Consider the following 14,788-nt stretch of genomic DNA (forward strand, 5'->3'; position numbering starts at 1 on the left):
ACCGTACTTGCCAGTACGGCCCTTGATATTCTTCATCCGTCCGATGCTAAAAATCAATCAGCCCCACACTGATTTGAAGCGCATCGCTTACTTTGCGCATGGTTTCTTCATCCAAATGGGTTATTTTGTCAGTCAACCTCTGCTTGTCGATCGTCCGGATTTGCTCCAGCAGGACGACAGAGTCGCGGTCAAAGCCATGTGTCGCCGCATCAATTTCCACATGCGTCGGCAGCTTTGCCTTCTGGATTTGGGCAGTAATCGCCGCTACGATTACGGTAGGGCTGAACCGGTTGCCAATATCATTCTGGATGATCAGTACCGGCCGTACTCCACCTTGCTCGGAACCGACAACGGGTGAAAGATCTGCAAAAAAAACGTCGCCGCGCTTAACGATCAATATCGATTACACCCCGCTAACTGTGCGGCCCAGAGTGCTGTCTGCATCTTCCTCCGCGTAAAAAGCCTCGGATGCCATGGTTAAATTAATCTTAGCCATTTCCATGTATCCCCGCTGCATCGCTTCACGAATATACCGTTTCTTCCGTTCGCTCAAATACAGCTTCATGGCCTGCCTTATAAATTCACTGCGGTTGGAATTCTCCATAGCTACGATCCCGTCCACTTCCTGAAGAAGATAATCAGGCAAACTGATCATAATCCTTTTGGTGTTCTGCAAGTTAGCCAACTTCCTTCCACCCCCCACAACCTTATCGCCATTGTACCATTATAACGTTATCCCCGGTAATTTATACAAGATATATATATGTTGGCAGTATATCAACTATGCTGCATCCCATTATAAACTAACCATGGCATTCGCGTACAGTGCGTTTCCTGTCAAAAAACACCCATCTGCCCGCAGCATGCTCCCGATTAGGCGCCAGCATAGTATTTTCCTCGCCTCTCACACAACATATTTCGAGACACTCCACGCAAACTCCTGCCTGTTCATATCGTTTCTCTTGTCATTTCCTCATTTTTTGCTTCTAGATGAAGAAAAAACCGGTAATTCGTTATCCATTGGCAAAACATGCTACAATAACGGGTTCCTGCGGGTGACTATCCGGCCTCCGCGCATATATAGCCGCGGGACCCTGTTCGCAATCATGCAGACCACCTCATAGTTGATGGTCCCTAGCCAGGAAGCCAGCTCATCCGCGGAAATGATCGCGCCGGATTGCTGGCCGATGAGAACAACCTCCTCGCCGGCCTGAATTTCTTCCGCCTCTGCGGCGAAAGCTTGCAAAGAAACCATACACTGGTCCATACAAATGGTGCCCAATACCGGAACGCGACGGCCGCGTATCAATACTTCCGCTTTACCACTCAGCATCCGCGAATATCCGTCGGCATAACCGACCGGAAGCGTACCGATGAGCTCCTGGGAAGCTGTTGTATATTGGGTCCCATAGCTGATGCCCCAGCCAGGGGGAAGAGTTTTGACGTAGGACAATTCGGTCCTCAGCGTCAAAACCGGGAGCAGTTCAACAGCCTGACGGTTCACCTCATGGGAAGGATACAAGCCGTACATGGCGATGCCGATCCGGATCATGTCGAAAGACAGCCCCGGCATGTCCAAAGCCGTTGCACTGTTTCCCGTATGTATGATGGGAATGGAATAGCCTTTCCCTTGCAGCGCCGACGCCACACCCTGAAATCTCCGGTATTGTTCCAGTGTATAGCTTTTATTTTCTTCATCCGCCCGGGCAAAATGAGTGTACATTCCTTCCAGTTCCGCCTCTTCCGTGTTCCAGACCTTCTCGATAAAGGCGAATGCGCCTTCATCCGGCAGCAAGCCGAGACGTCCCATGCCACTGTCAATTTTGATATGCACCTTCAACCGGCGCGGGCTCCCTTTACGGTCAAGCGCCTGAACGGCCTCCAGCACCTCTGTCGTGAACAGCGTCAACGTAATCTCGTTCTCCCATGCCGTCTGCACAGCCTCCGGTGACGTATAGCCAAGAACCAGAAGAGGCAGGGTAATTCCTGCCCTGCGAAGTTCAATGGCTTCGTCCAGAAATGCCACGCTGAGATAATCAGCCCCGAGCTGCTCCAGCTCTCTCGATACCTCTACCGCTCCATGACCGTAAGCATTGGCCTTGACGCACGCCAACAGCTTCATTTGCTGTGGCAGCGCATGGCGAATGCCCTGGTAATTGAAGCGCAAATGATCAAGATTGATTTCCGCTCGGGTCGGTCTGTATTGTACTTGCACTGTAGGTCACCTTCTTCAAAGTCTTGGATGCGAGCCGGATCGCACGCTGCGATGTAAGCTGAATAGTTACCATGGTAATGTTCCGTGCCGCGACTGTCAATGAAGCAGGGCCAGACATATACAAATGCAGGAAAACAGCGGATGAAAAAAGACGGACAGCGGCAGCAGCAGAGCGAGTACCCTACCAACCATCACTATCCGCCTATAAGGATTTATTTACCCGATTGATCCTGCATAGACGCGGCAATTTGAATCATTTCCTGAACAGGCAGGTCCGCACTCGTAATTCTGAACTCCACACCGTCCATCATCCAGGTCAAAGTCTGCTGCTGATCTCCTGTCAATACACCTACCACACCAAAGCCCATATCGATCGGATCGCCTGCCGCAAGGGATACAGCCCGATCAAGCGGCCGGCTCTCCACAATCGTATAATTGTATTGTCCGGCATAACGCATCATCACCGCGTAGGTCTCGCTGTCCTCGATTTCCGGCATATCCCTCATCTGCACGCCTGCAGGCATGTAGGTCGGCTCAATAATTCCGAATTCACTCATGGCCGGGTCTTCACTTCCCTGGTCAGATTGGCCGTCAGCTCCTGCATTCGGCTCCCCGGCCCCGGCATCTGCATCACTGGCCTCGATACCATCAGCAGCCGGTTGCTCCTCCGTCCCGTTAGCTTCACCTGCTGCCGGCCCGCTCGTACCCGTTCCCGCCTGATCCGGGTCTCCTGTTTCATCCGAGGTTCCTGTTTGATCCGGGTTGTCCGATGGCTTGTTCCCCCCAGTCTCCCCAGTCTCCGCTTGCGGCTGCGCGTCCTTCGTGTCCCCTGAATTGGATGGCGGAACAGCCGTGCTGCCTGCACCCATATTGCGCTCCATATCAAAGGCATCCTTGTCAAATTCGGTTCCGAATTTGAAATCGCTGAATTTCAAATCGACTACAACTTTGGCATTGGCGTCGGACACCTGCACCTGCTGCGGGGCATAATTGTCCTTGGCAAGCCAGATTTTTTGGCGGACAAGCGCATGGCTGTTGTAATTAGCGGCAACATCGAAGATGTAGGCTTTGTCATCGTTAGCCAACTGGCGAGTCTCATCCCCTATGATGCTGCGCACCAATGTCTCGTACAGATAGACCTGCCCCTGATTATCCGGCCAGTCGCTTTTAAAGCGGAAGCTTTTGTTCAGACTTGGTGTAAGGACGAATACCCCCTCATCATTCCGCAGCACAATCTGGGTAATATCCTTCTTCTCATTCGTCATGGCTATACGATAATACGAAGGCTTGCGGTAGGATATATCCACCAGATATTCCTGTGGCGTCTGGCCCGTATGCAGGGTCATCAGCGCCGTACCGTGATAGCTGTCCATCCCGCTTACCACATCACTTAAATCTTTAACCACATCGTCCGCACTTTTCTTGCCGCAGCCAGCCAGCAGCACGGTCACGCACATGATCATGGCAAGTATCCATGAACTCCGGCGCATATCATCAACCCCTTCAGCATGTTTTAATTCGAATTAGTACATGTCTATGAAAGACTTGTTCGATTTATGCTGACTAGCCTGACAAGCTGCGTCTAAATACTGGCTTTCGATTCATTCAAAATTCTGAAACTTCATGAAATATCCCTGCCTCCTTCATGTAATTTTCACTGGACGAAGCATGCAGACAGCTGTAGAATATATACTATCTAAAAAAACGGAATAAGGATCTTCGGGGTAGGGTGAAATTCCCGACCGGCGGTATGGCTCCTGGAGCCGAGCCCGCGACTCCGCTGCCTGTCATTCAGACAGCGGACTGATTTGGTGAGATGCCAAAGCCGACGGTACAGTCCGGATGGAAGAAGATCACACAATAAACCACGTTAGCGGGTTCACGGGGAACAGTCTGCTCTTTTGGGCTCATTCAACTTCCTGTGATGTCGTATACGTTCAGGTTTATTTGATCATCAGTCCCCGTCCGTGTTTAACCACACGCGAGCGGGGGCTTTTGCCTCTATGGGTCCTTTATCCACAAAGGAGCTAACAATCATGAGTGAAACTACAGCGTCATCCACAGCTATTTTGCGGGAAGCACCTGTAAAAAGCGGCTTTTGGCTCGTCGTCATCGGAGCAGCCTTATGGGGCGTTGATCCCCTGTTCCGCATCCTGCTGCTGGATCATCTGACCTCCACGCAGATTGTGTTGCTGGAGCATGTAATTCTGTTTATATGCGCCGCGCCGGTGTTATGGCGACACCGCGGAGAATTAAAGCGGGTGCGGCTGCGCCACGTCCTGGCTCTGCTGTTCATTTCCTGGGGCGGTTCGGCCCTCGCCACCGTGCTGTTCACGATGGCCCTGTCTGACGGCAATCCGAATGCGGTGCTGCTGCTGCAGAAGATGCAGCCTCTTTTTGCCATCATCATGGCCAGAATCATTTTGAAGGAACTGTTGCCCCGCTACTTCAGTGTTTTGCTGCTGGTCGCGCTGGCCGGCACTTATATGCTGACCTTCGGCTGGTCGATGCCTTTCAGCCATGTCAACGAATTTATGCAAATCGGCAGCCTGCTCTCGTTAGGCGCTGCCGCTTTATGGGGCGGCTCCACCGTCATGGGCAGATATTTACTTGGCACCATGAAATATGAGACAGTAACCTCCCTGCGCTTTATGCTGGCTCTGCCCCTGCTGCTCGTAATGACCTCTGTGGAGCAGGCTCCCTGGCAGCTTCCGTCAGGCACATGGGCCGCTGGTGCCGTAATTCTGAATCTGGTGCTGCAGGCACTGCTGCCCGGACTGCTCAGCATGGCGCTGTACTACAAGGGGCTTAGTTCTACCAAGGCCTCCTATGCCACGCTGGCCGAGCTCAGCTTCCCAATGATTGGCGTGCTCATTAACTGGGTCGCCTTTCACGAACTGGTCACCCTTGCACAGCTTACCGGCTTTGTGCTGATCTGGATTACGCTATTTCTCATTTCCAGACAGCCCAGGGAGGCTTCAACATGAGACGAGATTATGCCTCATTATGCAACGACCGCGTTCCTATAAAAGGAACGCGGTCGTTTTTTTCAATAACTTTTCTTTTGGGATTAATGTATTATTTTTACATTATAACTAGGTCTATAAGCTCTTTATTTTAACTCGAATTTAGTCGAATAACATAACAGCAGTTAAATTTTGAAATAGGAGAATACATATGGACAACATTCATTCCAAAAGCTTATTCGCTAAATTCAGGAGACACATCGGTTTAATGAGAACAAAGCTGATTGCTTCTTTCTTGGTCGTACTCCTTGTTCCCAGCCTGTTCATAGGATATTTCTCCTACCAGAGTGCCAGTAACAAGCTGCGCGGCAACATTTCCGATGCGGTAACAACCAATATCGGATTGATCGATTCCAATATTACGGAGTATGTGCAGCCAGTTATAAATACTCTGAACATGTTTGTGAAAGTGCTCTCATCAGAGGACGTCACCGAGCATCCGGAACAGGTTCAGCAGACGTTGGATCAGATGATGGCCACGTACTCCAAGCTGGATGGAGTCGTTATCGCAACTGAAGATGGCAGCTATGTCAGATCACCCGCCAAGGTCGATCCGGAGTATGATCCGCTTGAGAAAATCTGGTACCAGGAAGGCATAAAGCTGAACGGAGACGTTTTTGTTGGCAAACCTGTGGTCAGCACCTCTACCGGCAATCTGGTCGTCACGTTTTCCAGATCTTTGCCTGACGGCAAGGGTGCGCTCACCTTGAATCTTAGCCTGCAGAGTCTTACGGACAATCTGAAGGATATCAAAATCGGCGAGCACGGCGGATTAATCATCACCAATGATGAAAATATGATCGTCGCAGGGGTCGGCCCTGCATATATCAACAGCAAGAAAAAACCGGGGGACCTCTTGAAAGGGCTGCCTGCTGTGGACACAAACGGCGAGACCGCTGCAGCTCATGGCATCAGCTTCCTCGGGCTGCTGGCGGATGTCTTTTCCACCAATCAGCCGCTGACGGGCTGGAATATCTACGGCATCTATGACAACCAGGATTATGATCAGGCGGTCAAGCCGATACTGATCAACAGCCTCGTGGTCATTGTTGTGTCGATTGTCGCAGCGGCCGTCATTATATTCTTGACACTGCGCAGCATTATGGTACCACTGGGCAGATTGCAAAGAGGAACCAAAATCATCAGTGAAGGCAACCTGACGGAACGCATCCATCTGAAGAGAAATGATGAGTTCGGCGAGCTTGCCCGCGATTTTGACCAGATGACGCAATCCCTGCATGCGATGGTGTCGGAGGTCAATCAAACCTCAAGCCATTTGGCTTCGTCGGCTGAAGTGATTAAGGAAAGCACCGAGCAGACCACCCTGTCCGTTCAGTCTGTCGCGGAAACGGTACAGGAGACGGCAGAAACGGCATTAGCCAGTGCTGAATCCTCGGAGCAAACCGCCTTTGCCGTAGAAGAAATGGCAAGGGGCGTCAGCTCTATTGCCGAATCCGCAACCTCCATTGTGGACTCTGCATCCCGGACGGAACACGACGTTGCTAATGGAAGCCACAAGATCACCACCGTGCGCAGCCAGATGGACCGCATTTTACAGGCCGTACGCGAAACAGGAGACTCCATCGACGAGCTCTCCAAGCTGTCGGATCATGCACGGGAGATGAATAATGCGATTGCCGACATCGCCAAGCAGACCAACCTGCTCTCGCTTAACGCATCGATAGAAGCGTCCAGAGCAGGCGAAGCAGGCCGTGGATTCGCTGTTGTGGCCGAGGAGGTCCGCAAGCTCTCCGAGCAATCCAAGCATACAGCCGGCGAAATCAGCACGATCATCGGACAGATGGTGGAGTTGATCGAACGGTCGACCCATCAAATGAACACCGAGGTACGCAATCAGGTCAACGAGGGTCTGCGGGTCAGCGAAGAAGCGCAAACGGCGTTCAACAGCATCGAAGGCTCCACAGCCCATATTGTGGACCAGATCCAGACGGTGTCCGCTGCCGCTGAACAAATTTCGGCGAGCACACAGGAGGTGTCCGCTACCGTTACTGAATTGGCCAACATGTCCAAGCAGTCTGCCGAAAGCGCACAGACGACATCGGCTTCCGCAGAGGAGCAAATGGCCGCGATGGAGGAAATCTCTTCCTCCACCCAGGAGCTCGCGAATATGGCGGAAAGCCTGCAGCAAATGGTTAAGCGTTTTACGATATAATACCTGAATTTATAAAGAGGACCTCTTCCATACCAACAATGGAAGAGGTCCTTTGGCTGCTTGCGAACAAGCAGAATCAGTTCTTCGCTGCAGCAATGAAGAGGACTCGCTTCTCCGCATCCGGGTCCCGGACAACCGTAGTGTCACAGTTGAAAATAACGGTAGCCCGTTCATTCAGATCATATCTTGGCCAGTCCAGCTCCGGAGTAGAGGGGTTCCCGCTGCTGGCAAAGGATACCCAGGCATCCTGCATCCATCGTGACAGGCGCTTCATCTCTTCAGTCAGCGTGATGTTCAGTTCCTTCAATTGCTGCTGGTTGTCAAATACAAACGCAATCTCCGCCCCATGCACCGATTTGCCCAGGAACGGGTGTCCCGGCATGCACCAGTCAAACCGGTACATCCAGACCGGGCCGTAACCTGCCTGACCAGATGCGTATTGTACCGCCGAACGCCAGAAGTACAGGTCTGTCATTAGCTGCGCCTGTCCTTCCACACTGACGGGATACCGGCCGGAAAGCTCGGCGGCATGGGTTATCCCTGTCATCGCCTGAATGGCCTGGGCAGCGGCTTCAGCGCTGATCAAATGCTCCGGCCCTCTCACGAAGTATGCGCCTTCGTCACGGTTGGTGCCGATCATGACAGCCACATCTTGAGCTGCTCCGTGTTCAATGGCTTTCTGCGGCTCCTCCGGCAGCGAGCTGCCGTCTACCACCGGCTGAAAGAGCATCGCAACCCCGGAGGAACCGAATTTTTCATACAATTTGAATCCTGCTGCGGCAATAGCCTCTGTAGGAAGTGTTGAAAGGCGCTCCCTGCTGGATGCATCTACCCCCAACTCATGCAGAAAAGCAGCCGCAAGGCCTGTGGCGTCCTTCGGATTAAGCACCTGGGATGCGCCGCTTTGAAGTATCGCTTTACGGAACAATCCCCTGGCAGCCGGCATCGCCAGCAGTGCTGCTATACTCATGGCACCAGCCGATTCGCCGAATATCGTCACATTGTCCGGATCGCCGCCGAACTCCCGGATGTTCTCCTGAACCCATTGCAGAGCCGCAATCTGATCCAGCAACCCCGCGTTGGAGACCAGATCTTCTCCAAAAGGCGAAAGATGCAGAAATCCGAACGGACCCAGACGATAATTAATCGTAACGACCACCACACCGCCGTTGTTTGCCAGCGCTGTTCCATTATACAGGGACATGCTTCCGGACCCTGTCACAAATGTACCGCCATGGATCCATACCATAACAGGACATGGAGCATCCGCTTTTGGCGCCCAAACGTTCAAATACAGACAGTCCTCCGACGGAGCAGGCTGCCCTGTCCGCGATCCAAAGATGCCTTCAGCCGACTTCTGCGGCTGGGGACAAACCGGACCAAACTGTGAAGCGTCCCGAATTCCCTCCCAGGCTTGCGGAGGCTGGGGAGCGCGGAAACGGAGCGGCCCTACCGGCGGCTGTGCAAAAGGTATGCCTTTCCACGAAAAAATACCGTCCGCTTCTGTACCCTGAAGCTCGCCATTCTTCGTACTGACCCGTATGCTCACCATGCGAATCTCTCCCTCGAAAATAAGCATGACGATGCTCCCGCCCTTTTCCCAGGCAAGCACCATGCCTTATCTAGTTTTTGTGTTCTGTCTTTATTTTATCATCTTCTTCCTTCGGAACCAGCTCGTAAATCTTCTCATCCTCCATCGCATCAATCAGGCGGTCCAACCATTTATAATAGGATTCCGCCTGTTTCATTTTGCCGCGGTCGCGCAGCAGCACCTCTTTCACCGCCTCGCTGGCGTCCTCATCCATCAACAGCTTGTCTACTTCAGAGATCGCCTTCCGCAGCACCTGCAGATTCATTTCCACCGCTTTGCGCCACTTGATGGCAAAATAATCGGTAAAGGTCTGGTGCCAGTCAAATTCTACCTCATATAAATCCTTACGGGAGCCCTTGGTCCACACCTTGTTCACCATTTTCAAATCCAGCAGCGTGCGCATGCTGGTGCTCATGCTTGTCTTGCTCATTTCCATTTCCCGGCCCATATCATCAAGCGTCATCGGTTTATCGGCAAAAAAAAGCAGGCCGTACAGATGCCCCGTGGAAAGCGTTACCCCGTATAAATCCATATTTTTACCGATCGCTTCTATGACCCTCTTCCTTATTTTTTGCAGGGATTCCTGCTGCTTTTCATCTAAATGGTCCAAGCTCATGCTTGCAACCTCCTGTTCATATGCTTAGACGGGGCAGCTGCCTTATTTGTTCGCAGTATCATCCGTTGTAAGATTTAAATCTTTGTCTATTTTAAAAAAAGCTGATTCTGTTGTAAAGAAACGGATCGTGGAGCATCCTAAAGGATACATGAGAATTATATAGCATTGGTTCGTACAGTTTTTTCTGTACGTTCCTTATGAACAGAATTTTCATTTGATAAATTTACAAAAGCTCTGTTACAATTGTTTACGTTGTCAGCCGGATCCAAACGCTGACCGTGTAAAATCCATTGACTTGTGTCAATCGCCATACAAGTGTGTGTTCAAAAAGTCAGGTTTTCAGCACCGAAGCCTATGCTTTCGAAGTGCGTTTTTTCAAAACGCTTGAGTTGGATGAAACTAGGGACTGAGGAGCGGAGCGTACGTGGGGTACGTGAGCACCGGAAGGACCGGCTGAATTCAAGATTCGATGTCGAGTCCGCTTCCTGATTTCCTTCGTGATCAAAAGATGACTTTTGAACAACCTCTCAAGCACCGTGGGGTTAATGGAAAGCGAAAGATATAGAGAAGAGGTGGATTACATGACCATTTTGGAAGTCAAAAATGTAAGCAAGCTGTTCGGGCTGCGGGCTGAACAGGGAGTCGCGCTCCTTGAGCAGGGCTGGACGAAGGAAAAACTTGCCAAGGAAAAGCAAATTACTGTCGGTGTAAACCGGGCCAGCATGGAAATCCGGCAGGGTGAGATTTTTGTCATCATGGGCTTGTCCGGCAGCGGGAAATCGACGCTGGTGCGGATGTTCAACCGCCTGATCGAGCCGACCTCCGGGGAAATCCTCGTTCATGGCAAGGATTTGCGCAAAATGAGCAAGGAGCAGCTGCGTCAGGTACGGCGCAAAACGATCAGCATGGTGTTCCAGAAATTCGCCTTGTTCCCACACCGGACCGTACTTGAAAATGTGGAATACGGGCTGGAAATTCAAAAGGTGGATAAGAGCGAGCGCGAAGAAATGGCTCGCCAAGCGTTGGAGCTGGTTGGCCTGAAAACCTGGGCTGATAAAATGCCTGATGAACTGAGCGGCGGCATGCAGCAGCGTGTTGGTCTGGCCCGTGCGCTTGCCAACGATCCTGAAATTCTGCTGATGGACGAAGCCTTCAGCGCGCTTGATCCGCTGATCCGCAGAGATATGCAGGACGAACTGCTGGAACTGCAGGATAAGATGAAAAAAACGATTATCTTCATTACCCATGACCTGGACGAAGCGCTGCGGATCGGTGACCGGATCGCCCTGATGAAAGACGGGGCTGTTGTACAAATCGGCACACCGGAAGAAATTATGATTCAGCCGGCCAACTCCTATGTCGAACGCTTCGTGGAAGACGTGGACCTGTCCAAGGTACTGACAGCCGCCCATGTTATGCGCAGACCCGAAACGATCACATTGGACCGGGGACCGCGGGTTGCACTGGGACTTATGCGTGAACGCGGAATTTCCAATCTGTTTGTTATAGACCGTTCCAAAAAATTGCTGGGCGTCATTACGGCTGAAGACACGTCGATAGCCCTGAAGCAAGACCGGAATTTGAACGACATTCTGATTACGGACGGCCCGCAAGTGGCGCCGGAAACCGTCATGAATGATTTGTTTGAAATTACAAGCTCGGCCAAAGTACCTCTGGCTGTTGTTGATAACAACGGCAGACTTCAAGGGGTTATTGTGCGCGGTGCAGTGCTCGGCGCGCTTGCCGGAGAAGTATCCATCAAGGAGGTGAATGCCGATGCTGCCGAAAATACCGCTCGCTGAATGGATTCAGGCCATCGTCGATTGGATGGGTCTTCATCTTGGCGGATTGTTCAGCGTCATTTCAACCGTAATTCAAAGCGTCGTTGGGTTCTTTGCAGGACTATTCCTGATGCCCCATCCGCTACTCTTTATCCTGATTGTGGGGATTATCGCTTACTTGATCGGAAGGCTGCCGCTCACGCTGTTTACGGTCATCGGCTTCCTGCTGGTCGACAATCTGGGCTACTGGACCCAGACGATGAATACACTGGGGCTTGTCATTACCTCCGCGTTAATCTCCATCATTCTGGGTGTTCCGCTTGGAATATGGTGTGCCTACAGCAGAACCGCTTCGCGCATCATTACCCCTCTGCTTGATTTCATGCAGACGATGCCTGCCTTTGTCTATTTGCTTCCTGCTGTAACCTTCTTCAGTCTGGGTGTCGTTCCTGGCGTGATCGCTTCCGTTATTTTCGCTATACCGCCAACGATCCGCTTGACCAATCTGGGGATTCAGCAGGTGTCCGGCGAGCTCGTGGAGGCGGCTGACGCTTTCGGTTCCACAGCGGGCCAGAAGCTGTTCAAGGTGCAGCTTCCGCTGGCAATGCCTACCCTGATGGCGGGCATCAACCAGACGATCATGCTGTCCCTGTCCATGGTGGTCATCGCGTCCATGATCGGCGCACAGGGCATCGGTGCGGAAGTATACCGTGCTGTGACCCAATTGCAGATCGGCAAAGGCTTTGAAGCCGGTCTGGCCGTTGTGGTGCTCGCGATTGTGCTTGACCGTTTTACCCAAAGTCTGTTCAAGCCCGGGAAACGCGCCAAGAGCCGGGTCAAAGGCAAGCAAAAAGCCTGGATCGCCGCTGCTGCCACCGTACTCATTCTTGCCGTCGGATTTACCCAATATATTGACAGATCCGGCACCGCTGCCAGCAACAGCAATGCAGGTTCAACCGTAGGCGAAGAGGTCGGATACCAGATTATCGGGATCGATGCCGGCGCCGGCATTATGAAATCGACCGCGCAGGCCATCAAGGATTACGGTTTGACCGAATGGACACTGATCGAAGGTTCGGGAGCGGCCATGACCGCAGCTCTCGACAAGGCTGTCAAAAATCAGGAGCCGATCATCATTACAGGCTGGACACCACACTGGATGTTCAATAAATATGATCTCAAATATCTGGACGACCCGAAGAAAACCTACGGGGAATCTGAGGAGATCCATACCATCGCCCGCAAAGGGCTGAAGGAAGATCATCCGATAGCCTATGAATTCTTGGACCGTTTCGCCTGGACCTCAGATGAAATGGGCGAAATGATGATCGCCATTCAGGATGGCACAAGCCCCGAGCAGGCGGCACAGGACTGGGCGACCAAGCATGCCGACAAGGTTGCCGAATGGACGAAGGGCCTGCAGCCGGTGAACGGCGACACGATCAAGCTGAGCTATGTTGCCTGGGATTCGGAGATCGCCAGCACAAACCTGCTCAAATATGTGCTTGAGCATGACCTCGGCTACAAAGCAGAGGCACTCCAGGTGGAAGCCGGACCGATGTGGACCGGCGTCGCAAGTGGTGATGTTGATGCTTCCCCTGCAGCCTGGCTGCCCCTGACTCATGCCGATTACTGGGCTGAGTACAAGGATAAACTGGATGATCTGGGACCCAATATGACGGGCGTGAAAACCGGACTTGTCGTTCCTGCCTATATGGACGTCAATTCCATTGCAGATTTGAAAGGCGGGCAAGCCCCTCCGCCGAATGCCGTTGGAGACGAGGTGGACCATCAGATTATCGGCATTGATGCCGGTGCAGGTATTATGAAATCAACCACGCAGGCGATCAAGGATTATGATTTGACCAACTGGACACTGGTTGAAGGCTCCGGGGCAGCGATGACCGCCGCCCTCGACAAAGCTGTCAAAAACCAGGAGCCGATCATCATTACAGGCTGGACACCACACTGGATGTTCAATAAATATGATCTCAAATATTTGGAGGACCCGAAGAAAACCTACGGGGAATCTGAGGAGATCCATACCATCGCCCGCAAAGGACTGAAGGAAGATCATCCGACCGCCTATGAATTCCTCAACAGGTTTGCCTGGACCTCGGAGGATATGGGTGAAATGATGACCGCCATACAGGAAGGCGCAAGCCCTGAGCTGGCGGCACAGGACTGGGCGACCAAGCATGCCGATAAGGTTGCCGAGTGGACGAAGGGCCTGCAGCCGGTGAGCGGCGATACCTTCAAGCTGAGTTATGTCGCTTGGGACTCCGAGATTGCCAGCACAAACCTGCTCAAATATGTGCTTGAGCACGAACTGGGCTACAAGGTGGATGCGCTCCAGGTGGAAGCCGGACCGATGTGGACCGGGGTGGCAAACGGCGATGTCGACGCTTCCCCTGCAGCCTGGCTGCCCCTGACTCATGCCGATTACTGGGCTGAGTACAAGGATAAACTGGATGATCTGGGACCGAATATGACGGGTGTAAAAACCGGCCTTGTCGTTCCCGCATATATGAATATTAACTCCATTGAAGATTTGAAAGACGGAGCAGCAGCGGATACCGCTGCCTCCGGGGATTTCGGCAAGAAAGTCAGTTACAAAATTGTCGGCACCGATCCGGGTGCGGGCTTGATGAGGCTCACTGCAAACGCCATGAAGGATTACGATTTGTCAGACTGGACGCTGATAGAAGGCTCTCCTGCCGCAATGACCGCAGCGCTGGATGATGCCATCAAGAAGCAGGAGCCGATTGTTGTTACAGGCTGGTCGCCTCACTGGATGTTCAACAAATACGAGCTGAAGTATCTTAAGGACCCCAAGAAATCGTACGGTGATCCAGAAGAGATTCACACTATCGGCCGTTTGGGGCTGCAGGAAGATCATCCTGTCGCGTATGAATTCCTTAGCCGGTTCAAATGGACTGCAGAGGACATGGGTGAAGTTATGATTGCAATCCAGGAGGGTACACCGCCTGAACAGGCAGCCAAGGGATGGGCGGATGCCCATCCTGAAAAGGTGAAGGATTGGACCCAGGGCCTGCAGCCTGTGAACGGAGATGCATTTAAGTTAAGCTATGCTGCCTGGGACTCCGAGATTGCCAGCACGAATGTGCTCAAGTATGTGCTTGAACATGATTTGGGTTACAAAGTCACTGCCCTGCAGGTAGAGCCCGGACCGATGTGGATCGGTGTCGCTACCGGCGATGTGGATGCGAGTGCGGCAGCCTGGCTGCCCCTCACCCACGCTGATTATTACGCACAGTATAAAGATGATATTGTTGATGTGGGTACAAGCATGACAGGTGTATCTTCCGGACTTGTCGTTCCAGCATACGTTGACATCAGTTCCATAGAGGACTTGCACTCGTAAT

Annotated in this window: 10 protein-coding genes and 1 riboswitch; of the genes, 4 read left to right on the forward strand and 6 right to left on the reverse strand. The window is 52.2% G+C overall.

Annotation, left to right across the window (positions count from 1 at the left end; genetic code table 11):
- Nucleotides 1–46: 46 nt before the first annotated feature.
- The 4 genes from ACE41H_RS09370 to ACE41H_RS09385 form a co-directional block, all read right to left on the reverse strand.
- Entirely contained in the window at nucleotides 47–397 is a 351-nt protein-coding gene (locus ACE41H_RS09370; protein ID WP_375354956.1) for a type II toxin-antitoxin system PemK/MazF family toxin, read from the reverse strand.
- Nucleotides 398–403: 6 nt separating this feature from the next.
- Nucleotides 404–685, reverse strand: coding sequence for a CopG family ribbon-helix-helix protein (locus tag ACE41H_RS09375; RefSeq protein ID WP_375354957.1), 282 nt, complete (start codon nucleotides 683–685; stop codon nucleotides 404–406).
- Between the two features lie 348 nt (nucleotides 686–1,033).
- On the reverse strand, nucleotides 1,034–2,215 hold the full coding sequence (gene alr / locus ACE41H_RS09380; RefSeq protein WP_375354958.1) for an alanine racemase: 1,182 nt from the start codon (nucleotides 2,213–2,215) through the stop codon (nucleotides 1,034–1,036).
- Nucleotides 2,216–2,427: 212 nt separating this feature from the next.
- Nucleotides 2,428–3,705: a DUF4367 domain-containing protein gene (locus ACE41H_RS09385; RefSeq protein WP_375354959.1), complete on the reverse strand. Its 1,278-nt coding sequence runs from the start codon at nucleotides 3,703–3,705 to the stop codon at nucleotides 2,428–2,430.
- Between the two features lie 221 nt (nucleotides 3,706–3,926).
- A riboswitch (FMN riboswitch) is annotated at nucleotides 3,927–4,073 on the forward strand.
- A 178-nt stretch (nucleotides 4,074–4,251) separates the two neighbouring features.
- Between ACE41H_RS09385 and ACE41H_RS09390 the strand changes: the two genes are divergently transcribed.
- Nucleotides 4,252–5,202, forward strand: a complete 951-nt coding sequence (locus ACE41H_RS09390; RefSeq protein WP_375354960.1) for a DMT family transporter — start codon at nucleotides 4,252–4,254, stop codon at nucleotides 5,200–5,202.
- Nucleotides 5,203–5,449: 247 nt separating this feature from the next.
- Complete coding sequence (locus ACE41H_RS09395; protein WP_375354961.1) at nucleotides 5,450–7,414, forward strand: methyl-accepting chemotaxis protein; 1,965 nt, start codon at nucleotides 5,450–5,452, stop codon at nucleotides 7,412–7,414.
- A gap of 76 nt (nucleotides 7,415–7,490) precedes the next feature.
- Here ACE41H_RS09395 and ACE41H_RS09400 read toward each other — a convergent pair whose 3' ends face one another.
- A complete protein-coding gene (locus ACE41H_RS09400) occupies nucleotides 7,491–8,966 on the reverse strand; it encodes a carboxylesterase/lipase family protein (RefSeq protein WP_375355072.1) in 1,476 nt (491 codons plus the stop codon).
- 70 nt (nucleotides 8,967–9,036) lie between these two features.
- Complete coding sequence (locus tag ACE41H_RS09405) at nucleotides 9,037–9,621, reverse strand: GbsR/MarR family transcriptional regulator (protein ID WP_375354962.1); 585 nt, start codon at nucleotides 9,619–9,621, stop codon at nucleotides 9,037–9,039.
- Between the two features lie 581 nt (nucleotides 9,622–10,202).
- On the opposite strand from ACE41H_RS09405, the gene ACE41H_RS09410 reads away from it, so the two are divergent.
- On the forward strand, nucleotides 10,203–11,423 hold the full coding sequence (locus tag ACE41H_RS09410) for a quaternary amine ABC transporter ATP-binding protein (RefSeq protein WP_375354963.1): 1,221 nt from the start codon (nucleotides 10,203–10,205) through the stop codon (nucleotides 11,421–11,423).
- Complete coding sequence (locus ACE41H_RS09415) at nucleotides 11,398–14,787, forward strand: glycine betaine ABC transporter substrate-binding protein (RefSeq protein WP_375354964.1); 3,390 nt, start codon at nucleotides 11,398–11,400, stop codon at nucleotides 14,785–14,787. The genes ACE41H_RS09410 and ACE41H_RS09415 overlap by 26 nt, the downstream gene beginning before the upstream one ends.
- Nucleotide 14,788: the final 1 nt, after the last annotated feature.

Origin of the sequence: Paenibacillus enshidis (assembly GCF_042136365.1) — a bacterium.
GTDB lineage: Bacteria > Bacillota > Bacilli > Paenibacillales > Paenibacillaceae > Paenibacillus > Paenibacillus enshidis.

Bases quoted from the DNA above. Each gene is read 5' to 3' on its own strand.
- ACE41H_RS09400 (WP_375355072.1), bottom strand. From the start codon at position 8,966: ATGGTGAGCATACGGGTCAGTACGAAGAATGGCGAGCTTCAGGGTACA.
- ACE41H_RS09390 (WP_375354960.1), top strand. From the start codon at position 4,252: ATGAGTGAAACTACAGCGTCATCCACAGCTATTTTGCGGGAAGCACCT.
- ACE41H_RS09385 (WP_375354959.1), bottom strand. From the start codon at position 3,705: ATGCGCCGGAGTTCATGGATACTTGCCATGATCATGTGCGTGACCGTG.
- ACE41H_RS09405 (WP_375354962.1), bottom strand. From the start codon at position 9,621: ATGAGCTTGGACCATTTAGATGAAAAGCAGCAGGAATCCCTGCAAAAA.
- ACE41H_RS09415 (WP_375354964.1), top strand. From the start codon at position 11,398: ATGCTGCCGAAAATACCGCTCGCTGAATGGATTCAGGCCATCGTCGAT.
- ACE41H_RS09395 (WP_375354961.1), top strand. From the start codon at position 5,450: ATGAGAACAAAGCTGATTGCTTCTTTCTTGGTCGTACTCCTTGTTCCC.
- ACE41H_RS09410 (WP_375354963.1), top strand. From the start codon at position 10,203: ATGACCATTTTGGAAGTCAAAAATGTAAGCAAGCTGTTCGGGCTGCGG.